22 protein-coding genes, 2 tRNA genes and 1 riboswitch are annotated in these 19853 nt (G+C 70.0%); of the genes, 16 read left to right on the forward strand and 8 right to left on the reverse strand.

Annotation, left to right across the window (positions count from 1 at the left end; translation table 11 throughout):
- Positions 1–13: 13 nt before the first annotated feature.
- The 11 genes from gatC (at position 14) to MUN74_RS16885 (ending at position 9846) form a co-directional block, all read left to right on the forward strand.
- On the forward strand, positions 14–316 hold the full coding sequence (gatC, locus tag MUN74_RS16835) for an Asp-tRNA(Asn)/Glu-tRNA(Gln) amidotransferase subunit GatC (protein ID WP_244853770.1): 303 nt from the start codon (positions 14–16) through the stop codon (positions 314–316).
- Entirely contained in the window at positions 313–1854 is a 1542-nt protein-coding gene (gene gatA, locus MUN74_RS16840; protein ID WP_244853771.1) for an Asp-tRNA(Asn)/Glu-tRNA(Gln) amidotransferase subunit GatA, read from the forward strand. The genes gatC and gatA overlap by 4 nt, the downstream gene beginning before the upstream one ends.
- A complete protein-coding gene (gatB, locus tag MUN74_RS16845; protein ID WP_244853772.1) occupies positions 1854–3371 on the forward strand; it encodes an Asp-tRNA(Asn)/Glu-tRNA(Gln) amidotransferase subunit GatB in 1518 nt (505 codons plus the stop codon). The genes gatA and gatB overlap by 1 nt, the downstream gene beginning before the upstream one ends.
- A 113-nt stretch (positions 3372–3484) precedes the next feature.
- Positions 3485–4114 (forward strand): hypothetical protein, encoded by a 630-nt coding sequence (locus tag MUN74_RS16850; protein WP_244853773.1) that lies wholly within the window; start codon positions 3485–3487, stop codon positions 4112–4114.
- Between the two features lie 63 nt (positions 4115–4177).
- Entirely contained in the window at positions 4178–5518 is a 1341-nt protein-coding gene (locus tag MUN74_RS16855) for a DNA polymerase IV (RefSeq protein WP_244853774.1), read from the forward strand.
- A gap of 10 nt (positions 5519–5528) precedes the next feature.
- Positions 5529–5861: a hypothetical protein gene (locus MUN74_RS16860; RefSeq protein ID WP_244853775.1), complete on the forward strand. Its 333-nt coding sequence runs from the start codon at positions 5529–5531 to the stop codon at positions 5859–5861.
- A 93-nt stretch (positions 5862–5954) separates the two neighbouring features.
- A riboswitch (TPP riboswitch) is annotated at positions 5955–6064 on the forward strand.
- 38 nt (positions 6065–6102) lie between these two features.
- Positions 6103–6732: an ECF transporter S component gene (locus tag MUN74_RS16865; RefSeq protein WP_244853776.1), complete on the forward strand. Its 630-nt coding sequence runs from the start codon at positions 6103–6105 to the stop codon at positions 6730–6732.
- A 1-nt stretch (position 6733) separates the two neighbouring features.
- Positions 6734–8218, forward strand: coding sequence for an ATP-binding cassette domain-containing protein (locus MUN74_RS16870; protein ID WP_244853777.1), 1485 nt, complete (start codon positions 6734–6736; stop codon positions 8216–8218).
- Entirely contained in the window at positions 8215–9006 is a 792-nt protein-coding gene (locus MUN74_RS16875; RefSeq protein WP_244853778.1) for an energy-coupling factor transporter transmembrane component T family protein, read from the forward strand. Before MUN74_RS16870 ends, MUN74_RS16875 begins: the two co-directional genes overlap by 4 nt.
- A complete protein-coding gene (locus MUN74_RS16880) occupies positions 9003–9584 on the forward strand; it encodes a nucleoside/nucleotide kinase family protein (RefSeq protein ID WP_244853779.1) in 582 nt (193 codons plus the stop codon). The genes MUN74_RS16875 and MUN74_RS16880 overlap by 4 nt, the downstream gene beginning before the upstream one ends.
- A 4-nt stretch (positions 9585–9588) precedes the next feature.
- Positions 9589–9846 carry a hypothetical protein gene (locus MUN74_RS16885; RefSeq protein ID WP_244853780.1) on the forward strand — a complete coding sequence of 86 codons (258 nt, stop codon included), beginning with the start codon at positions 9589–9591 and terminating at the stop codon, positions 9844–9846.
- 33 nt (positions 9847–9879) lie between these two features.
- Here MUN74_RS16885 and MUN74_RS16890 read toward each other — a convergent pair whose 3' ends face one another.
- The 6 genes from MUN74_RS16890 to MUN74_RS16915 form a co-directional block, all read right to left on the reverse strand.
- Positions 9880–11136, reverse strand: coding sequence for a D-alanyl-D-alanine carboxypeptidase family protein (locus MUN74_RS16890; protein ID WP_244853781.1), 1257 nt, complete (start codon positions 11134–11136; stop codon positions 9880–9882).
- 25 nt (positions 11137–11161) lie between these two features.
- A complete protein-coding gene (locus tag MUN74_RS16895) occupies positions 11162–11521 on the reverse strand; it encodes a metallopeptidase family protein (protein ID WP_244853782.1) in 360 nt (119 codons plus the stop codon).
- Positions 11522–11653: 132 nt separating this feature from the next.
- Positions 11654–11729: transfer RNA gene (locus MUN74_RS16900), tRNA-His, on the reverse strand.
- A 46-nt stretch (positions 11730–11775) separates the two neighbouring features.
- On the reverse strand, positions 11776–12402 hold the full coding sequence (gene orn, locus MUN74_RS16905; RefSeq protein ID WP_244853783.1) for an oligoribonuclease: 627 nt from the start codon (positions 12400–12402) through the stop codon (positions 11776–11778).
- 505 nt (positions 12403–12907) lie between these two features.
- Positions 12908–12983, reverse strand: a tRNA-Arg gene (locus tag MUN74_RS16910).
- Positions 12984–13056: 73 nt separating this feature from the next.
- On the reverse strand, positions 13057–14277 hold the full coding sequence (locus MUN74_RS16915) for a cation:proton antiporter (protein ID WP_244853784.1): 1221 nt from the start codon (positions 14275–14277) through the stop codon (positions 13057–13059).
- Positions 14278–14366: 89 nt separating this feature from the next.
- Between MUN74_RS16915 and nadE the strand changes: the two genes are divergently transcribed.
- On the forward strand, positions 14367–15188 hold the full coding sequence (gene nadE / locus MUN74_RS16920; protein ID WP_244853785.1) for an ammonia-dependent NAD(+) synthetase: 822 nt from the start codon (positions 14367–14369) through the stop codon (positions 15186–15188).
- Between the two features lie 22 nt (positions 15189–15210).
- On the opposite strand, the gene MUN74_RS16925 is transcribed toward nadE, so the two are convergent.
- Together MUN74_RS16925 and MUN74_RS16930 are read right to left on the reverse strand one after the other, a co-directional pair.
- Positions 15211–15882 (reverse strand): hypothetical protein, encoded by a 672-nt coding sequence (locus tag MUN74_RS16925; RefSeq protein ID WP_244853786.1) that lies wholly within the window; start codon positions 15880–15882, stop codon positions 15211–15213.
- Between the two features lie 71 nt (positions 15883–15953).
- Positions 15954–16202, reverse strand: a complete 249-nt coding sequence (locus MUN74_RS16930) for a hypothetical protein (RefSeq protein WP_244853787.1) — start codon at positions 16200–16202, stop codon at positions 15954–15956.
- Between the two features lie 292 nt (positions 16203–16494).
- Between MUN74_RS16930 and MUN74_RS16935 the strand changes: the two genes are divergently transcribed.
- The 4 genes from MUN74_RS16935 to MUN74_RS16950 all read left to right on the forward strand — a co-directional run bounded on the left by MUN74_RS16935 (position 16495) and on the right by MUN74_RS16950 (position 19837).
- Positions 16495–17058 (forward strand): single-stranded DNA-binding protein, encoded by a 564-nt coding sequence (locus MUN74_RS16935; RefSeq protein ID WP_244853788.1) that lies wholly within the window; start codon positions 16495–16497, stop codon positions 17056–17058.
- A gap of 73 nt (positions 17059–17131) precedes the next feature.
- Complete coding sequence (locus MUN74_RS16940; RefSeq protein ID WP_244853789.1) at positions 17132–17620, forward strand: DUF6993 domain-containing protein; 489 nt, start codon at positions 17132–17134, stop codon at positions 17618–17620.
- Positions 17621–17673: 53 nt separating this feature from the next.
- Positions 17674–19356: an energy-dependent translational throttle protein EttA gene (gene ettA, locus MUN74_RS16945; RefSeq protein WP_244853790.1), complete on the forward strand. Its 1683-nt coding sequence runs from the start codon at positions 17674–17676 to the stop codon at positions 19354–19356.
- A 1-nt stretch (position 19357) separates the two neighbouring features.
- Positions 19358–19837, forward strand: a complete 480-nt coding sequence (locus MUN74_RS16950; protein WP_244853791.1) for an acyl-CoA thioesterase — start codon at positions 19358–19360, stop codon at positions 19835–19837.
- The last annotated feature ends 16 nt before the right edge of the window (positions 19838–19853 follow it).

A 19853-nucleotide genomic window follows, 5' to 3' on the forward strand; every position in this document is an offset into this window, starting at 1 on the left:
CGTTCGGAGCAGCATGCCTGAAATCAGTGCCGAGCAGGTCGCGCATCTCGCGACCCTCGCTCGCATCGCGCTCACCGAAGAGGAGATCGCGCACCTCACCACCGAGCTCGGCCAGATCATGCAGGCCGTCGAGCAGGTGAATCGCGTCGCGACCCCCGAGGTGCCGCCCACCAGCCACCCCATCCCGATGCAGAACGTCTTCCGCGCCGACGTCGTGACCGACGACGTGCTGACGCCCGCGCAGGCGCTCGCCGGCGCCCCCGAGCGCGACGGCGACCGGTTCGTCGTCTCCGCGATCCTGGGGGAGGAGCAGTGAGCCACGCCGACGACCTCATCCGGCTGAACGCCGCCGACCTCGCGGGCCGCCTCACCGCCGGCGACGTCTCGTCCGTCGAGGCGACCCGGGCGCACCTCGACCGCATCGCCGCCGTGGACGGCGCCGTGCACGCGTTCCTCCACGTCGACGCCGAACGCGCCCTCGCGGCCGCCGCGGAGGTCGACCGCGCCCGCGCCGCCGGCGAGTCGCTCGGCGAGCTCGCGGGGGTGCCGATCGCCGTCAAGGACGTGCTCGTCACCGAGGGCATGCCCTCGACGTCGGGCTCCAAGATCCTCGAGGGGTGGATCCCGCCCTACGACGCGACGCCCGTGCGCAAGGTCCGCGAGGCAGGGCTCATCCCGCTCGGCAAGACCAACATGGACGAGTTCGCGATGGGCTCGTCGACCGAGCACTCGGCTTACGGTCCGACCCACAACCCGTGGGACCTCGAGCGCATCCCCGGCGGCTCGGGCGGCGGCTCGGCCGCCTCGGTCGCCGCGTTCGAGGCACCGCTCGCGCTCGGCAGCGACACCGGCGGCTCGATCCGCCAGCCCGCGCACGTGACCGGCACGGTCGGCGTGAAGCCGACCTACGGCGCCGTCAGCCGCTACGGCTCGATCGCGCTCGCGTCGAGCCTCGACCAGATCGGCCCCGTGACTCGTGCGGTGCTCGACGCGGCGCTCCTGCACGACGTCATCGCGGGTCACGACCCGCACGACTCGACGTCGATCGACATGGCCTGGCCCTCGATGGCCGAGGCGGCGCGCAACGCCGACGTGAAGGGTTTGCGCATCGGCGTCGTGAAGGAGCTCGACTCCGACGGATTCCAGGCGGGCGTGCGTCAGCGGTTCCACGAGTCGCTCGACCTCCTCGAGAAGCAGGGTGCCGAGATCGTCGAGGTCTCCGCCCCGAACTTCGAGTACTCGATCGCGGCCTACTACCTCATCCTTCCGGCTGAGGCGTCGTCGAACCTCGCGAAGTTCGACTCGGTGCGCTTCGGCCTGCGGGTGACGCCCGACGGCGGTGGCACGGTCGAGCAGGTCATGGCCGCGACGCGCGAAGCCGGCTTCGGTCCCGAGGTCAAGCGCCGCATCATCCTCGGCACCTACGCGCTCTCGGCGGGCTACTACGACGCGTACTACGGCAGCGCGCAGAAGGTGCGCACGCTCGTGCAGCGCGACTTCGACGCGGCCTTCGAGCAGGTCGATGTGCTCGCCACGCCGACCGCGCCGACCACCGCGTTCCGGCTGGGCGAGAAGCTCGACGACCCGCTCGCGATGTACCTCAACGACGTCGCGACGATCCCGGCGAACCTCGCCGGCGTCCCGGGCATCTCGCTGCCCTCGGGCCTCGCGCCCGAGGACGGCCTGCCGGTCGGCATCCAGTTCCTCGCGCCGGCGCGCGAGGACGCACGCCTCTACAACGTCGGTAGCGCGCTCGAGCAGCTGCTCGTCGCCGAGTGGGGCGGACCCATCCTCGCGAAGGCGCCCGACCTGACCACCCACGAGCTCACCGCGACCGAGGAGGGCGCACTCTGATGGCGCGCGTCGAACTGATGGACTACGACAAGGCGCTCGAGCTCTTCGAGCCGGTGATCGGCCTCGAGGTGCACGTCGAGCTCAACACCGAGACCAAGATGTTCTCGCCCGCGCCGAACCCGGCGAACGAGAAGTACCACGGCGCCGAGCCGAACACGCTCGTCTCGCCCGTGTGCCTCGGCCTGCCCGGATCGCTGCCCGTCGTGAACGGCGAAGCGGTCGAGAAGTCGATCTCGCTCGGCCTGGCGCTCGGGTGCTCGATCGCCGCGTCGAGCCGCTTCGCGCGCAAGAACTACTTCTACCCCGACCTCGCGAAGAACTACCAGATCTCCCAGTACGACGAGCCGATCGCGTTCGAGGGCTCGGTCGAGGTCGAGCTCGCCGACGGACGCACCTTCCAGGTGCCGATCGAGCGCGCCCACATGGAGGAGGACGCGGGCAAGCTCACGCACGTGGGTGGCGCGACCGGTCGCATCCAGGGCGCCGAGTACTCGCTCGTCGACTACAACCGTGCCGGGGTGCCGCTCGTCGAGATCGTCACGAAGCCGATCTTCGGCGCCGAGGGCGATGCGCCCGAACTGGCGAAGGCATACGTGTCGACGATCCGCGACATCGCGATCGCGCTCGGCATCTCCGAGGCCCGCATGGAGCGCGGCAACCTGCGCTGCGACGCGAACGTCTCGCTGCGCCCGCGCGGTGCGGAGAAGCTCGGCATCCGCACCGAGACGAAGAACGTGAACTCGTTCCGTTCGATCGAGCGGGCGGTGCGCTACGAGATCCAGCGCCAGGCCGCGATCCTCGCGAAGGGCGGCTCGATCACGCAGGAGACCCGGCACTGGCACGAGGACACGGGCACGACGAGCCCCGGCCGTCCGAAGTCCGACGCCGATGACTACCGCTACTTCCCCGAGCCCGACCTCGTGCCGGTCGTGCCCTCGACCGAGCTCGTCGAGGCGCTGCGTGCGGCGCTCCCCGAAGCGCCCGCAGCGCGCCGGCGCCGGCTCAAGGCCGAGTGGGGCTTCACCGACCTCGAGTTCCAGGACGTCGTGAACGGCGGTCTCCTCAACGAGGTCTCCGCGACGATCGAAGCCGGCGCGAGCCCGGCCGCCGCCCGCAAGTGGTGGACGGGCGAGCTCACCCGGCTCGCGAACGCGAGCGAGACGGATGCCTCGGCGCTGGCCTCGCCCGAGCACGTCGCCGAGCTCGCCGCGCTCGTCGATGCCGGCACGCTCACCGACCGCCTCGCACGCCAGGTGCTCGAGGGCGTCGTCGCGGGCGAGGGCTCGCCGCAGGAGATCGTCGACGCCCGTGGGCTCGCGGTCGTGTCCGACGACGGCGCATTGATCGCCGCGATCGACGAGGCCCTCGCCTCGCAGCCCGATGTGCTCGCGAAGATCCGCGACGGCAAGGTGCAGGCCGCCGGTGCCGTGATCGGGGCCGTCATGAAGGCGATGCAGGGCAAGGCCGACGCGGCTCGCGTGCGCGAGCTCGTGCTCGAGCGCGCCCAGCAGTCGTAGGGCGCGGCTTCCGAGAGCCGGGTCGAGGGCGGATGCCTCGGCCCGGCTCTCAGCCGTTTCAAGGCGGGCACCGCGAGAATGCATGGACACCCTTCACGATCAGCGAGGACACCATGGGATTCTTCGATCGACTCTTCGGCGCCCCCGAACCGCAGCGCCCGCTGCCCCAGGCGCCGGCCCGTCAGCTCACGCAGGATGAGCTCGCGATCGAGCGCTACCGCTACCTGCTGCGCACGGCTCCGCCGGAGGCGATCGAACAAGTGCACGCAGAGGCGTTCGCGAAGCTCACGCCCGAGCAGCGTCAGCAGGTCTACCGCGCACTCGCCGACCAGGCTCCGGCGGGGGAGCGACTCGTCTCGGACGAGCCGAGCGCACTCGCGCGTGCGGCTACCAGGCAGGAGCTGCGCGCGCCCGGCAGCATGGAGCGCGCCTTCGCGAATGCTGCCCCCGCGGGGCCGGCAGGCCAGGCCGGTGCCGCCGGCCGTCCCGGCGGCCCGTCGTTCGGCTCGATGTTCGGCAGCTCGCTGCTCGGCTCCATCGCCGGAGTCGTGGTCGGTACCGCGATCGCCGACGCGATCCTCCCGGATGCGACCTCGTTCGACGCCGGCGGCGATCAGGGGGCGGCCGACACCGGGGCGGACCCGGGCTCGGTCGATGCATCGGGCGACACCGGTGGAGACTTCGGCGGGTTCGGCGGCGACTTCGGCGGCGGCGACTTCGGCGGCGGCGACTTCGGCTTCTGAGCTGAGACGGCCGGCCGCGCTCGACGAGAACTGGGTGTCGCCGGCTCAGGATAGGGTCGCAACATGAGCAAGCAGGACGGCTCGTCGCGCCAGGTGACGACGGGACCGGTCGACGATTCGGCGACCCCGATCCTGCACGTCGACATGGACGCGTTCTTCGTCTCGGTCGAGTTGCTCAGTCGTCCCGAGCTGCGCGGCAAGCCCGTGCTCGTCGGCGGTGCCGCCGGGCGCGGGGTCGTCTCGGCTGCGAGCTACGAGGCCCGCAGGTACGGCGTGAACTCGGCGATGCCGATGTCGGTGGCCCTGCAGCGGTGCCCGAACGCGATCGTCCTGCGCGGCGACTACGCGAGCTACTCGCGCTACTCGAAGCGGGTGATGGAGATCTTCGAGCAGGTCACCCCGCTCGTGGAGCCGCTCTCCATCGACGAGGCGTTCCTCGACGTCTCCGGGGCGCGCCGTCTCCACGGCAGCCCCGCGCAGATCGCCTGGACGATCCGCGAGCGCGTCCGTGCCGAGACCGGCCTGACGTGCTCGATCGGCGTCGCGGCGACGAAGTACGTCGCGAAGGTGGCCTCCGGCCGGGCGAAGCCCGACGGGATGCTGGTGGTGCCCGCAGCCGACACGTTGTCGTTCCTGCATCCGTTGCCGGTCTCGGCGTTGTGGGGCGTCGGTCGTGTCACCGAGGAGTCGCTGACGAGACTCGGACTGCGCACGGTCGGCGATGTCGCCGAGATGCCGTCGGACGCCCTCGAACGAGCGGTGGGCCCGGCGCTCGCGGCTCGACTCGCTCGGCTCGCGAACGGCATCGATCCGCGCGACGTCGAGACCACGAGGTCCGAGAAGAGCATCGGGCACGAGGTCACCTTCGACCACGACCTGCGTGATCCCGAGCAGATCCGGCGGGAGCTGCTGCGGCTCTCCGACGATGTCGCCGTGCGCCTGCGCAAGGCCGGCGCAGTCGGGCGCACCGTCGTGCTCAAGCTGCGTTACGGCGACTTCCGCACCGTCACGAGGTCGCGCACGCTCGGTGAACCCACCGATGTCGCCCGGCGCATCTACGACGAGGCGTCCGCGGCCCTCGGTGAACTCGTGGGCGACGGTGCGCGCATCAGGCTGATCGGCGTCCGCGCCGAGCAGCTGCGGCCCTCCGGCGGCGGGGCCGCCCTGTGGGACCCCGACGAGGAGTGGCGTGAGGCCGAGCGCGCGATCGACGAGGTGACCGCTCGCTTCGGCCGGGGTGCCGTGCGGCCGGCCGCGCTCGTACGGCCCGGTGAGGCCGCTGCGCGCGTCGAGTCGATACGACGCACGCCCGTCGACGCGGCGATGCGCGACCGGGCGGCCGCCGAGGCGGTGGAAGCGGCGGAGGGCCGCGCGGGGGTGGATCGAACGCAGTTCGGCGGGTAGCGTGGCCACCATGGCTGATCTCGTCCTCGAACTCGCAGAGACCGTCGCCGGCGTCGGGGTGAAGACCTCGTACGGCGAGACGGTCGACCTCGACGGCACCAAGGTCGTGCCCGTCGCACTCGGCTACTACGGGTTCGGCGCCGGCAGCGGCAGCGACGCGGGCGGTGACCAGGCCGGCGGTGGTGGCGGCGGCGGACTGTCCATTCCGCTCGGCGCATACGTCGGCCGGGGCGGCGACGTCCGCTTCGAGCCGAACCTCATCGGACTCCTGCTCGTTGCGACGCCACTCATCTGGGTCACCGGCAAGGCGCTCAAGGCGGTCATCCGCGCGCTCAAGCACTGACCCAAATTCCGATCCCGGTCTCCACCGCTTCCGGCGTCGGCGACGCGGGGTGTCCGTCGCACGGCGTCACGCGACCGTGCCGCGCGTATACTCGTCGGTGAACACGGGAGTCCGGTGAGCCGGGCTGAGAGGAAGGTTCTCAACCTTCGACCGTCGAACCTGATCTGGGTCATGCCAGCGCAGGGAGGGCAATCGATCTCAACATCCCGTGCCTCTTTCCAACGATCGAAAGGGCACGACAGTGCACGCAACCGCACCATCCACCACCGCCGCGACCACGCAGAAGCGCAACCTCCGCTGGCGTGTCGTCGACATCGTCGTCGCCGCGGTGCTCGGCATCGCGACCGGGGTGGTCTTCATCTTCTGGAACAGCGTCGGCTACGCGTGGTTCGTCGCGGCCGACGCCGTGACACCCGGCCTCGGCGGCATCGCGGTCGGCATCTGGCTGCTCGGGGGCGTGCTCGGCGGCCTCGTGATCCGCAAGCCGGGCGCCGCCCTCTTCGTCGAGCTGCTCGCCGCCACCGTGTCGATGCTCGTCGGCAACCAGTGGGCGATCGAGACCATCTACTCGGGGCTCGCGCAGGGCCTCGGCGCCGAGCTCGTCTTCGCGCTCTTCCTCTACCGGCGATTCGGCCTGCTGCAGGCGATGCTCGCCGGCGCGGCGGCCGGCGTCGGCGCATGGACCCTCGAGCTCTTCACGTCGGGCAACCTGCAGAAGTCTCCGGAGTTCCTCGCCCTCTACCTCGGAACCCTCGTCGTGTCGGGCGCGATCCTGGCCGGCCTCGTCGGCTGGCTGCTCGTGCGCGCGATCGCGGCGACCGGCGCGCTCAACCGGTTCGCAGCCGGCCAGGACGTGGCGCAGCGGGTCTGACGTGTCCGAAGGGCTTGCGACGCACCCCGCCGCCGTCGACGCGCGCGGCTGGGGCTGGCGTCATGCGTCCCGGCTCCGACCGGCCGTCCAGGGGGTCGACCTGCGCGTCGAACCCGGGGAGCGCGTGCTCCTCGTCGGCCCGAGCGGGGCGGGCAAGTCGACGCTGCTGCACGCCATGGCCGGCGTGCACGGCGGCGATGACGAGGGCGAGGCCTTCGGCGAACTCCTGGTCGACGGCATCGAGCCGGCCCGCGCCCGCGGCCGGGCCGGCCTCGTGCTGCAGGACCCCGACTCGCAGGTGATCCTCGCGCGCGTCGGCGACGACGTCGCGTTCGGGTGCGAGAACCTCGGCGTGCCGCGAGACGAGATCTGGCGCCGCGTGCACGTCGCGCTCGACGACGTCGGGCTCGATGTGCCGCTCGACCACCCGACCTCGGCGCTGTCCGGCGGCCAGAAGCAGCGGTTGGCGCTGGCCGGTGCGCTCGCGATGCGTCCCGGCCTGCTGCTGCTCGACGAGCCGACCGCGAACCTCGACCCTGCGGGCGTCCGCGAGGTCCGGGCCGCGGTGGAACGGGTGCTCGATCGCCACGGTTCGACGCTCGTCGTCGTCGAGCACCGGGTCGACATCTGGGCCGACCTGGTCGATCGGGTCGTCGTGCTGGGCCACGATGGCCGCTTGATCGCCGATGGTGCGCCCCGGCTCGTGCTCGCCCGTGAGCGGGACGCGCTCCTCGACGCCGGCGTCTGGGTACCGGGTGCGCCACTCGGCGCAGGGACGGCGAGGGCGACCGACGGCACGGCACCCGATCCGATGATCGCCGCTCGAGGACTCGCCATCGGCCGCAGCGTGAAGGGCGTGGTGCAGCGAGGACTCGAGCTTGAGCTCCTCCGCGGCACGAGCACCGTCGTCACCGGGCCGAACGGGGCGGGCAAGTCGACCCTCGCCCTCACCCTCGGTGGACTGCTTCGTCCGATCGAGGGAAGGGTCGAGGCATCCGCTTCACTCTCGGCCGGTCTGCGCGGTGATCCCATCGCCTGGCGCTCCCGTGATCTGCTGACCCGGATCGGCACCGTCTTCCAGGAGCCGGAGCACCAGTTCGTGACCAGCACGGTCCGCGCCGAACTCGAGGTCGCGCCACGTGCGCTCCGACTCGGTGACCGCGAGACCGCAGAACGCGTCGACGAACTGCTCGCACGGCTGCGGCTCGAACGGATCGCGCGGGCGAATCCGTTCACGCTGTCCGGCGGCGAGAAGCGACGGCTGTCGGTGGCCGCGGTGCTCGCCGCGCGGCCGTCGGTGCTCATCCTCGACGAACCCACCTTCGGCCAGGACCGGACGACCTGGCTCGAGCTGACGACCCTCCTGCGAACGCTCGTCGACGACGGGCTGACCCTGCTGTCGGTCACCCACGACGCGGCGTACATCGGGGCGCTCGGCGACGATCGCATCCAGCTCGAGCACTCGACCGAACGGGCCTTCGCGTGACGGCGACGATCGGCATCCAGGACGCCCCGCCACTGCGTCTGATCGATCGGGTGAACCCCGTGACGAAACTCGCGGCCGCGATGCTCGTGACCACGCCCCTGCTGTTCACGGTCGATTGGGTCAGTGCCGCCACCGCCCTGGTCATCGAGGTGCTCCTCTTCACGCTCGCCGGGGTGCGGCTCGGCATGCTCGTGCGGCGGGCGTGGCCGATCCTCCTCGCAGCACCCATCGCGGGCATCAGCATGCTGCTCTACGGTCGGCCGTCGGGCGAGGAGTACTGGAGCTTCTGGCTCGCGCGCATCACCGACGGATCGATCGAGCTCGCGATCGCGGTGACGATCCGGGTGCTCGCGATCGGCTTGCCGGCCGTGCTGCTGTTCCTGCGCGTCGATCCGACCGAACTCGCCGACGGCCTGGCACAGGTCTGGCGACTGCCGAGCCGATTCGTGCTCGGTGCACTCGCCGGAGCCAGGCTCGTCGGCCTCTTCATCGAGGACTGGCACGCGATGGCACTCAGCCGTCGGGCGCGGGGGATCGGCGACACCGGCGCGCTGCGTCGATTCGCGACGATGGCGTTCGCGCTGCTCGTGCTCGCGATCCGTCGCGGTTCCAAGCTCGCGACAGCCATGGAGGCACGGGGATTCGGCAGCGACCGCACCCGCACCTGGGCGCGGGAGTCGACCGTCGGCGGAAGCGACTGGGCGCTCATCGCGATCGCGCTGGCCGTCGCCGCGGCGGCGCTCGGAGCCGCGGTCTGGGCCGGCACGTTCCATCCGGTGTGGGCGTGAGCGACGCGGCCGCGGTCGCGCGCGTGCTCGCCGAGGTCCGACGCCGGCGCCGGCTCGCACCGCTTGCAGCGGTCGCGATCGACGGGCCGAGCGGAGCCGGGAAGTCGACGTTCGCCGGTGCACTCGCGGATGCGTGGCCTCCGGCCACCGCGCCGCGCGTCGTCGCCCTCGACTCGGTCTACCCGGGCTGGTACGGACTCGCGAGGGCCGCAGGATCGCTCGATCGCACCCTCCTCGCACCGCTCGGCCGCGGCGTGCCGGGCGGATGGCGGCGTTGGGACTGGAGCCATGATCGATCCGGCACCGCGGCGATCGTCCTGCCGGGCGGGCCGCTCATCGTCGAGGGTTGCGGCGCCTTCGAGGCGACCGCTGGACGTCCGGGCGTCGTCCGAGTCTGGCTGCGTGCCGCGGAGGCGACGCGGAAGCGTCGCGCGCTCGAACGCGACGCCGGGGGATTCGACCCGTTCTGGGATCTCTGGGAGACCGAATGGCGCCGCTACGTGCACCGCACGGCGCCGCTACGCTCGGCCGACCTCGTCCTGGCACTGCCCGACGCGGTACCGCGGGGTCTACGGTAGGGATATGAGTGCAGATACGGTCGGCGCCCAGTACGTCGCAGAGTTCATCGACGGACCGCTCGAGGGCGAGTTCGACCACCGAGCCCTCGTCGGGGGCAAGCCCGAGCAGCGCGTCGGCATGGTCGCCGCGGTCGACGGTCTCGAATCGCTCTTCTGGTACGACGCCGTCGACGAGCGCGAGGTGGCCGGCGAGTTGCGGGTGCGCTTCAGCTTCGATGCCGGCGACTCCGATCCGGTCGAGTCGGACGACGAGAACGACTGACGCGCGAAGGCGCGCGGGCGTCCGCGTTCGCGCCTACCCGGCCTGCCCGCTGACGAAGGCGTCGATCAGCGCGAACGGGTTGGCGAGGCGCCACAGGGGACCGGGGTCGTCGATGTCCGACGAGAGTTCGAGCTCACTGCCGATGTCGCCGCTCGCGGTCGGCACGGTCACTGTGCCGACCGCGCGGCCGGCCGTGGCGGTTGAGAACGGTTCGACGACCACGGATGCCTCGCCGGGATCGCTGCCCCAGGAAGCATCGGTCCGCTCCGTCCGTGCAACCAGCTCGGCGCGATCGCCCCACGCGGTCTCGACGGTCCCGTAGGTGGCTCCTGCCGCGATCACGGTGATCGGCACCGCCGACGCCTCGACCGACTCGGCGGCGGCGACCGCAGCCTCGTCGAGGGTCTCGTAGTCGGGCATCATCGTCATGGCGCCCACGACGACGCGCGGGTCATCGGTGTCGCCCGACACCGTCGTCGTGAAGACGAATGACACCCCCGCTTCGTCCGTGTAGCTGCGCGACAGTGCGCGCAGGCCGTGATCGCCGAGGTGGGCGATGACGTCGGGCACGTTGCGCGAGGTCGGGTCGCTTCGCTCGGGGTCGGCCACGAGCGCGGCCAGCTGCGGATTCGCGAGTGCCATCGCGCCCAGTCGGGCGAGCTCTTCGGCCGTACCGACGTTGTCCGCCGAGAGGCCCGTGGCATCGGCGACGTGCGTGGATTCGAACCCCTGCTCGGCGAGCCAGGCGTTCGCCTCGTCGACGTAACCGTCGAGGCTGCCGAAGGCCCATCTGGCGAGGGTGTCGGCGTGGTTGTTGCTCGATGCGAACAGGGCGGCGCGTACGACGTCGCGCTCGGTCCAGCTGTCGCCGGGTGAGACCTGGAGCGTGCGGTTGCCGGCCTTGGAGTGTTCGAGGTAGCCGGTGTAGTCGGCCGGACCGATCTTGATCGACGGCCCGGGCCCGCCGTCTTCGGGCAGCGGCAGGGCGTCGAGCGTCGCCAGCACCGTCACGAGCTTCGCCGCGCCGCCGATCGGCACGACACCGGTTTCGCCGGAAGTCGTGAGCGTCGAGGCACCGCCGTCGTCGTCGACGAGTGCGAGCGCGCTCGATCCGACCTCGGGCAGCACGATCGGCGGAGCCTCCGACTGCGTCTTCGCATCGGCCGCCGCGACGTGGACCTTCGCCTCGGGCAGCGGACCGAGGAGCATGGCGGGACCGTAGACGCCGACCGCGAGGATCGCGACCGCGCCGACGGCGATGCCGACGATGCGGCCGGGGGACAGACTCATGACGATCAGGGTATCTCGGCGAAGCTCAGGCCCAGCCCAGCTCGTGCAGCCGGTCGTCGTCGATGCCGTAGAAATGGGCGATCTCGTGCACGAGAGTCACGTGGATCTCGTCGCGGAGCTCTTCTTCGTCTTCGCAGATCGCGAGCAGCGGCTCGCGGTAGAGGATGATGCGATCGGGCATCTCGCCGAAGCCGTATCGGTCGCGTTCGGTCAGCGCCGTGCCGTCGTAGAGACCCAGCAGGTCCAGCGAGCCGTCTTCGGGGCGGTCTTCGACGACGAACACGACGTTGTCGAGCCCGTCGATCATGTCGTCCGGCAACTGGTCGAGTTCGTCGACGACGAGCGCTTCGAAGGTCTCGGCATCGAGTTCCACGGTCTCTCCCATCTGGACGCTCAGCGGGGTGGATGCACGAAACGCGGGCCGTCTCCGACCCGCGCTTCGCATACACCTTGGGGTGAGTAACGGGGCTTGAACCCGCGACCCTGCGTCTGGACGAGTACCGTGACCAGGCGCTCTTGGGGTGAGTAACGGGGCTTGAACCCGCGACCTCCTGGACCACAACCAGGCGCTCTACCAACTGAGCTATACCCACCATGCGTCTCGATCACCGTGGCGATCAGGACAACGGATAGAGCCTACTACACGTTCGAGCTCTCCCCGAACTCGGCGACCACCTCGGCAGCGAGCGTCTGGAGTTCGTGGCTCGCGGGCCCGGGATCGGCGACGAACACGGCTCGCCGGTAGTAGTGGAGCTCACGGATCGACTCGAGGATGTCGGCGAGAGCGCGGTGCCCACCGTTCTTCGGGGGCGAGTTGAAGTACGCACGCGGGAACCAACGCTTGGCCAGTTCTTTGATCGATGAGACGTCGACGTTGCGATAGTGCAGGTGCGCATCGAGTCGGGGCATGTACTTCGTGAGGAATGCACGGTCGGTGCCGATGGAGTTGCCGGCGAGGGGGGCCTTCTGCTCGTCGGGAACGTGCTTCAGAACGTACTCGAGCACCTGGTACTCGGCCTCGGCGACCGAGACCCCGTTCGGGATCTCCTCGATCAGGCCGGAAGTCGTGTGCATCTGGCGCACGAACTCGCCCATGGACTCGAGCGCGCTCGCGTCGGGTTTGATGACGATGCTGAGCCCGCCGTCGACGGGACGGAGGTCGTAGTCGGTGATGACGACGGCGATCTCGACCAGCTCATCGACCTCGAGGTCGAGCCCGGTCATCTCGCAGTCGATCCAGACCAGTCTGTCGCTCGATGAAGCCATGCGGCGAGTCTATCCGGCCACGCCGACACCCCCGTGAAATGTCGTTTGCTCCGCATATGGTCAGGGCATGAAACGCTGCGCACGGTGCAACGAAGCGAAGTCGAGCGAGGATTTCAACCGGTCGCCGAAGAACCGCGATGGATTGCACTCGTACTGCCGTCTCTGTCAGAAGGCGTACTACCGCGACAATTTCGAACGTCATGCTCGCAACGTCCGTGCTACGAGTCTGCGCCGTCTCGTCCTGGCGAGGGAACTCGTGGCACGGCACCTGGCAACAGGCTGCGTGGACTGTGGAATCACCGACCTGCGCGTTCTCGAGTTCGATCACGTCCGCGGAACGAAGGTCGACTCGATCGCGAATCTGGTTCGTCGCGGACGCAGCCGAGCGATCATCGAGGCCGAGATCGAGAAATGCGACGTTCGCTGCCGGAACTGCCATGCGATCGTCACGATCCAACGACGCGCGCGATCATGGCATTTCGACCTGCTCGACGGGGATGGTGAATGGTCCCCCCGGAGAGATTCGAACTCCCGACCAAGTGGGTAGAAACCACCTGCTCTGTCCACTGAGCTACGGGGGGCCGTGGCACGATGCTCAGGCCAGCATAGCGATCCCTGCCCCGTCGAACATGCGGTTCGGGACCCGACGCGCGATCAGCCTTCAGTCGGCACGTGCACGTCGTCGGTCATCGCGCGATCGCCCGAAGCGCTGCCGCGGCGTCGCAGCAGGAGCGCGATGAGCGGGAAGAGCAGCACCGACAGCATGCCCGCGCCGACGAGCGCCGCGGCGGTGCCGCTCGTGAGGTCGCCGACGTCGACGCCGATGGCCGTGACCGCGACGATGATCGGAAGGCCCGTCGCGCCGAAGAGCGCGGTCGCTGCGACGTCGCGTCGGCTCGAGCCCGCTGGCGCCGCGAGCATCGAGGGCAGGCCGCGGACGATGAGCAGCAGCACGAGGAAGATCGGGAGGAGCGCGAGCGTGCGCCCGTCGGCGAAGAGCGCCTCGAGATCGAACGTGATACCCGTGTTGATGAAGAAGACCGGCACGAGGAAGCCGTAGCCGACGGCTTCGAGTTTCGACTCGATCGCCTCGGCGTCGCGCTCGGGCGCTCCACTCAGCATCAGCCGGTACAGCACGCCGGCGGTGAATGCGCCGAGGAGCATGTCGAGGTCGAGCACGATGCTGAGCGCGACGAGTGCGAGCAGGATGAAGATGACGAGGCGCACGGCGAACTGTCCGCTGGTGTGCAGCGTCGAGGTGATGATCGCGTGCATCCGCTTGCCGACGCCCTTCGCGGCGAGCCAGATCGCGATGCCGGCGATGACGGCGAACAGGACGAGCACGATCGCTGCGACGAGCGGCGACCGCCCGCTCAGGAACAGCGAGATCGCGAGCAGCGGACCGAACTCGCCGACGGCCCCGATCGCGAGCACGGAGAGGCCGAACGGCGTCGTCAGGTCACCGGAGTCCCGCAGCACGGGCATGAGCGTGCCGAGCGCGGTCGAGGTCAGCGCGATGCCGATGAATGCCGCGGCGGGCAGGTCGGGGGCGAAGAGTGCGGCGATGCCGACGCCTGCCGCGAGCGAGATGATCCAGCCGATCGCAGCCCGGCTGAGCGGGCGCCCCCGGATGGCGCGGAAGTCGATCTCGTTGCCGGCCAGGAAGAACAGCATCGCGAGGCCGAACTCCGCGAGCATGCCCATGAACTGCTCGGGGACGACCCAGCCCAGCACCGAAGGCCCGACCACGAGGCCGAGCACGATCTCGAACACGACGAGCGGAATCGCGATCCAGCGGCCGAGACCACGCACGATCAGCGGTGCGGCGACCGCGATCGCCGGGACGAGCACCATGGTGCTGATCGAGTACTCCACGTGTCCTCCTGGGCGGCGAGTGTCCTGCGGCGATGCTAGTGGAGCGCGCGTGTTTCCTCGCGGAAACACGACGGCGGTATCGTCGGGGCATGCGAGACCTGCAGGCGCGAATCATCGACGAACTCGACGTCGTCCCCGACATCGACCCGGCTGCCGAGGTGCGGAGCCGAGTCGACTTCTTGAAGGACTACCTGCGCGCGACCGGCGCTCGCGGGTTCGTCCTCGGCATCAGCGGGGGCCAGGACTCGTCGCTCGCCGGCCGTCTCTGCCGGATGGCGGTGGCCGAATTGGTCGACGAGGGCGTGGCTGCCCGCTTCGTCGCCGTCCGGTTGCCGTACGGCGTCCAGCACGACGAGGCCGATGCGCAGCTCGCGCTGAGCTTCATCGACCCGCAGGAGACGATCGTGTTCGGCATCGAGGGTGGCGTCGACGGGTTCACGGCCGACTTCGCGGAGGCCGTGGGTGCGCCGATCAGCGATTTCGGCAAGGGGAACGTGAAGGCGCGCATGCGCATGATCGCGCAGTACGCGATCGCCGGTGAGTACGGGCTGCTCGTGGTCGGGACCGACCATGCGGCTGAGGCGCTGACCGGGTTCTTCACGAAATTCGGCGACGGCGGCGCAGACCTCGTGCCGCTGACCGGACTGACGAAACGCCAGGGGCGGTCGTTGCTCGAAGAACTCGGCGCACCTGAGCGCCTCTACCTGAAGGTGCCCACCGCCGATCTGCTCGACGGCGATCCCGGTCAGGCCGACGAAGCGAACCTCGGGCTCCGCTATCAGGACATCGACGCCTACCTCGAGGGCGAGGAGGTCGACGAAGCGGTCGCCGAGAAGATCGAGGCCCGCTACCTCCAGACACGGCACAAGCGCACGGTGCCCGCGTCGATGTTCGACGAGTGGTGGCGCTGAGCCCGGCCGCAGCTCGTCGAACTCAGCGCCGGGGCTCGGCCTCGGACAGTGCGGCCGTCGCAGCCTCCGACCCGGTCGGCAGGGTCTGCGTCGGTGCAGTCGCCGGATCAGCGGTGGCCGCGACCTCGCGGTAGCGGTCGTGGTGCTGCTCGGCGACCCACGTGTCCTGCGCGTCGATCGTTCCCTGGTCGGGCTCCTGACGTTGGGTGCGCCAGCGGTCGAGGTCGTTCTGGAACTGGCGTCGGCTGCGGCCGGGGTGGCGCTGCCAGTCGAGCAGCCGGTCGCGGAACTCGACGACGGCGGGATCGAGCTGGTAGCCGAACGTGGCCGACGCCCGCTTGAGTTCGTGCAGCTGGTGCGCCGCCCAGTTCGCCGCGACATCGGAACCGCGGATCGGCAGCAGCCGTACGACGATGTCGGCCTGGCCCACGGCGCGGTCGGCGAGCACCTGCTCCTGCGGGGTGAGCGAGTTCCAGACGGAGGCCTCGGTCGCGGCATCCACGAGCGCGGCGATCGCCGCAGCCTTCGCCTCGCGGTCGCGCTGCGCGACGACACGGCGGATCGCGGCGCTCGAGATCCACGCGGCGATGAGCCCCGCGGCGAGGACGGCGACGAAGAGCACGATCGCGGTGAACACCGTCGACTGGGAGGTGCTCGCGGTCAGCCAGGAGATGAAGTCGTTCCACCACTGCATGGCCGCAGGCTAGCGTGGCGCGCGCGCGGCGCCGTCGTGCGCCGACGGCGTGGCCCGAATCGACGCCGCGTTCAACGGAACAGTTCGATCGCCGACTCGGGCGACCAGAACTCGCCGAGCGGCACCGGTGGGCGGCCGCCGGGTACGAACCGCCGGACCGCGAACCGTGCGGTGATGCCGTCGCCGCGGCGCTCGACGTGGCCGAGCACCGTGCCGCCGGGACGCACCACGCGCCAGAGGTCGGGGCCCGCGGGCAGGATGGCGAGGCCGGGGACGGTGATGGGGAAGGGGTCGCGCACGCGGGCGGCGATGGTCGACATGTTGCTCCTCTCGATGTCGCAGCCGGCCCTGCGCGGGTGATGCGGTGAGCGTATTCCGACCCGCCGACATCGGCCTTCCCGCTCGTTCGCGGCCGTCCGACGCCAAACCGGCGACTTCTCCTCGACAGGCGCGGTTCTGTTCGCCTCGTCCACAGATCGGCTCGACGACGGCGGGATGCTCCGTGCCCGACGCGACGCTGGTGGCACGTGGTTCCGGGGCGGCATCCGGCACGAGGTCGCTCCGGAACCACGAGCCGTCGACTCGCGACGGCGCACGACTCGAGGAGAGCACATGACCGACAGCATCACGGTGACCGGCATCGTCGGCACCGATCCGACCCAGAAGGTGATCGGCGACGGCGTCGTCATCACCTCGTTCCGCCTCGCGTCCAACCGGCGCTACTTCGACAAGGCCAAGGGCACGTGGGAGAGCACGGAGACGAACTGGTTCACGGTGTCGGCGTTCCGGCAGCTCGGCCACAACGCCGGCTTCTCGGTGCGCAAGGGCCAGCACGTCGTCGTGCAGGGGCGTCTGCGGGTGCGCGCGTGGGAGGCGGGTGGCAAATCCGGTACCTCCGTCGACATCGAAGCCGATGCGATCGGGCACGACATGGCGTGGTGCATCTCGTCGTACGTCCGTACGCAGTCCGAATCCCGGTCGGCCGAGTCCGGCGCGGGCGACGCCGCCGACGACGTGGCCGCGCCCGTCGACGACGCCGGTTGGTCGAGTGTGTCGTCGGCCGGCGAATTCGGCGGAATCGGCGACGGAATCGGCGACACCGGGAGCCTCGGCCTCGAACCGATCGCAACGGATGACGAACTCGAGCGCGCCTACGCCGAATCGGCGAGCGACTGATCGGGGCTGGCCGCTCGAGCCGGTCGAACGCATAGACTCGGCTCGGGCGGTCGACACCGCGGTGAGGGGAAGCATGGCACGGCGGATCGGCACGACGGCGGCGCTCGCGCTGGTCACGACCGCGACGGTGCTCGCGCTCGCCGGCTGCACGTTCGGCGGGTCGACGCCGCCGACCGCTTCGCAGTCGCCGAGCGCATCGGTTCCGGCATCGACCGCGCCGGCTGCGCCGCCGACGCTCCGACCCGAGCTCTCGGCCGCCGAGAACCTCGAGTACTTCAACTCGGTCAACGCGGCCGTCGTCGTCGCCAACGCCGAAGCGCACGGTCGCGATTTCATCGACGCGCTCGTCGCCGCCGGCTTCGACAAGCAGGCGATGCAGGTGACCTCCGACGAGACGACCCAGGGCGATCCTGCCGACTCGATCCAGTTCGCCGTGCTCTTCCAGGACGAGTGCCTCGTCGGCCAGTACGGCCCCAAGTCGGGCGGCTATCACGGCGCGGTGCGCCCCGCGCTCGGCACGGGCGGCTGCCTCATCGGGCAGATGCGCCCCATAGACTGGTAGCCGACATGCGGCGGCCCGTGCTCGGTGGCCGCCGAACGGTGTGAGGAAAAGACTTGGCTGAATACATTTACTCGATGGTGCGCGCCCGCAAGGCGGTCGGCGACAAGGTCATCCTCGACGACGTGACGATGGCGTTCCTCCCCGGAGCGAAGATCGGCGTCGTCGGTCCGAACGGCGCCGGAAAGTCGACGATCCTCAAGATCATGGCCGGCCTCGATCAGCCGTCGAACGGCGAGGCGAAGCTCACCCCCGGCTTCTCCGTGGGCATCCTCATGCAGGAGCCCGAGCTCGACGAGGACAAGACCGTGCTCGAGAACGTCCAGCAGGGCGTCGGCCCGATCAAGGCGAAGCTCGACCGCTTCAACGAGATCTCGCTGCTCATGGCCGAGCCCGATGCCGACTTCGATGCCCTCCTCGCCGAGATGGGAACGCTGCAGGAGGAGATCGACGCGGCCGACGCGTGGGATCTCGACTCGCAGCTCGAGCAGGCGATGGACGCGCTGCGGTGCCCACCGGGCGACGAGATCGTCTCGGTGCTCTCGGGCGGTGAGAAGCGCCGCGTCGCACTCTGCAAGCTCCTCCTGCAGAAGCCCGACCTGCTGCTCCTCGACGAGCCCACGAACCACCTCGACGCCGAGAGCGTGCTCTGGCTCGAGCAGCACCTCGCGAAGTACCCCGGCGCGGTGCTCGCCGTCACCCACGACCGGTATTTCCTCGACCACGTCGCCGAGTGGATCTGCGAGGTCGACCGCGGTCGCCTCTACCCCTACGAGGGCAACTATTCGACCTACCTCGAGAAGAAGCAGGAGCGACTCACCGTCCAGGGCAAGAAGGACGCGAAGCTCGCGAAGCGACTGAAGGAAGAGCTCGAGTGGGTCCGCTCGAACGCGAAGGGCCGGCAGGCCAAGTCGAAGGCCCGTCTCGCCCGGTACGAGGAGATGGCGACAGAGGCCGAGCGCACGCGCAAGCTCGACTTCGAGGAGATCCAGATTCCGGCTGGTCCCCGCCTCGGCGACATCGTGCTCGAGGTCAAGAACCTGAAGAAGGGCTTCGGCGACCGGGTCCTCATCGACGGGCTCAGCTTCTCGCTGCCGCGCAACGGCATCGTCGGCATCATCGGTCCGAACGGCGTCGGCAAGACCACGCTCTTCAAGACGATCGTGGGCATCGAACCCGCCGACGGCGGCGACGTGAAGATCGGCGAGACCGTGCAGATCTCGTACGTCGACCAGACCCGTGGCGGCATCGACCCGAACAAGTCCCTGTGGGAGGTCGTCTCCGACGGGCTCGACTACATCCAGGTCGGCAAGACCGAGGTGCCGAGCCGTGCGTACGTCTCGACCTTCGGGTTCAAGGGGCCCGACCAGCAGAAGCGCGCGGGCGTCCTGTCGGGCGGTGAGCGCAACCGGCTGAACCTCGCTCTCACCCTGAAGCAGGGCGGCAACCTGCTGCTCCTCGACGAGCCGACCAACGACCTCGACGTCGAGACGCTGTCGAGCCTCGAGAACGCGCTGCTCGAGTTCCCCGGCTGCGCCGTCGTGATCACCCACGACCGGTGGTTCCTCGACCGCATCGCGACGCACATCCTCGCGTACGAGGGCACCGACGAGAACCCGTCGAACTGGCACTGGTTCGAGGGCAACTTCGAGGCGTACGAGGCGAACAAGGTCGAGCGCCTCGGCGCCGACGCCGCGAAGCCGCACCGTTCCACGTACCGCAAGCTCACGCGAGACTGAGATGCGCCTGCACGTGCCGACTCCGCTCCGCTGGAGCGATCTCGACGCCTACGGGCACGTGAACAACGCCCGGATGCTGAGCCTTCTCGAGGAGGCTCGCATCCAGGCGTTCTGGGTGAACGACGACGGCACTGCAGAACACGCGGTCGGCGCGTCGACGGCGGTGCTCGATGCGACGCCCGGCTCGACGACGATCACACTCATCGCGCGCCAAGAGGTGGAGTACCTCGCCCCCATCCCGTATCAGCGGCTGCCGCTCGACGTCGAGCTGTGGATCGGGCACATGGGCGGTGCGAGCCTCGACGTCTGCTACGAGGTCTACTCGCCGGCCGGGGCGTCGCCGCGCGTGCTGTACACCCGTGCGGTCACGACGATCGTGCTCGTGGATGCCGCGACCGAGCGGCCGCGGCGCATGAGCGACGACGAGCGCGCCGCGTGGGAGCCGTACCTCGAGGCGCCGATCGAGTTCCGTCGGCGCTGAGCTCCCGCTGGCCGCG

It is taken from the genome of Agromyces sp. H17E-10 (assembly GCF_022919715.1).
In the GTDB taxonomy this organism is placed as follows: domain Bacteria; phylum Actinomycetota; class Actinomycetes; order Actinomycetales; family Microbacteriaceae; genus Agromyces.

Excerpts from the sequence above, each read along its gene's own strand:
- MUN74_RS16925 (WP_244853786.1), bottom strand. The coding sequence starts at position 15,882 with ATGCAGTGGTGGAACGACTTCATCTCCTGGCTGACCGCGAGCACCTCC.
- MUN74_RS16885 (WP_244853780.1), top strand. The coding sequence starts at position 9,589 with ATGAGTGCAGATACGGTCGGCGCCCAGTACGTCGCAGAGTTCATCGAC.
- MUN74_RS16855 (WP_244853774.1), top strand. The coding sequence starts at position 4,178 with ATGAGCAAGCAGGACGGCTCGTCGCGCCAGGTGACGACGGGACCGGTC.
- MUN74_RS16930 (WP_244853787.1), bottom strand. The coding sequence starts at position 16,202 with ATGTCGACCATCGCCGCCCGCGTGCGCGACCCCTTCCCCATCACCGTC.
- gatC (WP_244853770.1), top strand. The coding sequence starts at position 14 with ATGCCTGAAATCAGTGCCGAGCAGGTCGCGCATCTCGCGACCCTCGCT.
- gatB (WP_244853772.1), top strand. The coding sequence starts at position 1,854 with ATGGCGCGCGTCGAACTGATGGACTACGACAAGGCGCTCGAGCTCTTC.
- MUN74_RS16895 (WP_244853782.1), bottom strand. The coding sequence starts at position 11,521 with ATGGGAGAGACCGTGGAACTCGATGCCGAGACCTTCGAAGCGCTCGTC.
- MUN74_RS16850 (WP_244853773.1), top strand. The coding sequence starts at position 3,485 with ATGGGATTCTTCGATCGACTCTTCGGCGCCCCCGAACCGCAGCGCCCG.
- nadE (WP_244853785.1), top strand. The coding sequence starts at position 14,367 with ATGCGAGACCTGCAGGCGCGAATCATCGACGAACTCGACGTCGTCCCC.
- MUN74_RS16940 (WP_244853789.1), top strand. The coding sequence starts at position 17,132 with ATGGCACGGCGGATCGGCACGACGGCGGCGCTCGCGCTGGTCACGACC.
- MUN74_RS16935 (WP_244853788.1), top strand. The coding sequence starts at position 16,495 with ATGACCGACAGCATCACGGTGACCGGCATCGTCGGCACCGATCCGACC.
- MUN74_RS16860 (WP_244853775.1), top strand. The coding sequence starts at position 5,529 with ATGGCTGATCTCGTCCTCGAACTCGCAGAGACCGTCGCCGGCGTCGGG.
- MUN74_RS16950 (WP_244853791.1), top strand. The coding sequence starts at position 19,358 with ATGCGCCTGCACGTGCCGACTCCGCTCCGCTGGAGCGATCTCGACGCC.
- MUN74_RS16890 (WP_244853781.1), bottom strand. The coding sequence starts at position 11,136 with ATGAGTCTGTCCCCCGGCCGCATCGTCGGCATCGCCGTCGGCGCGGTC.
- orn (WP_244853783.1), bottom strand. The coding sequence starts at position 12,402 with ATGGCTTCATCGAGCGACAGACTGGTCTGGATCGACTGCGAGATGACC.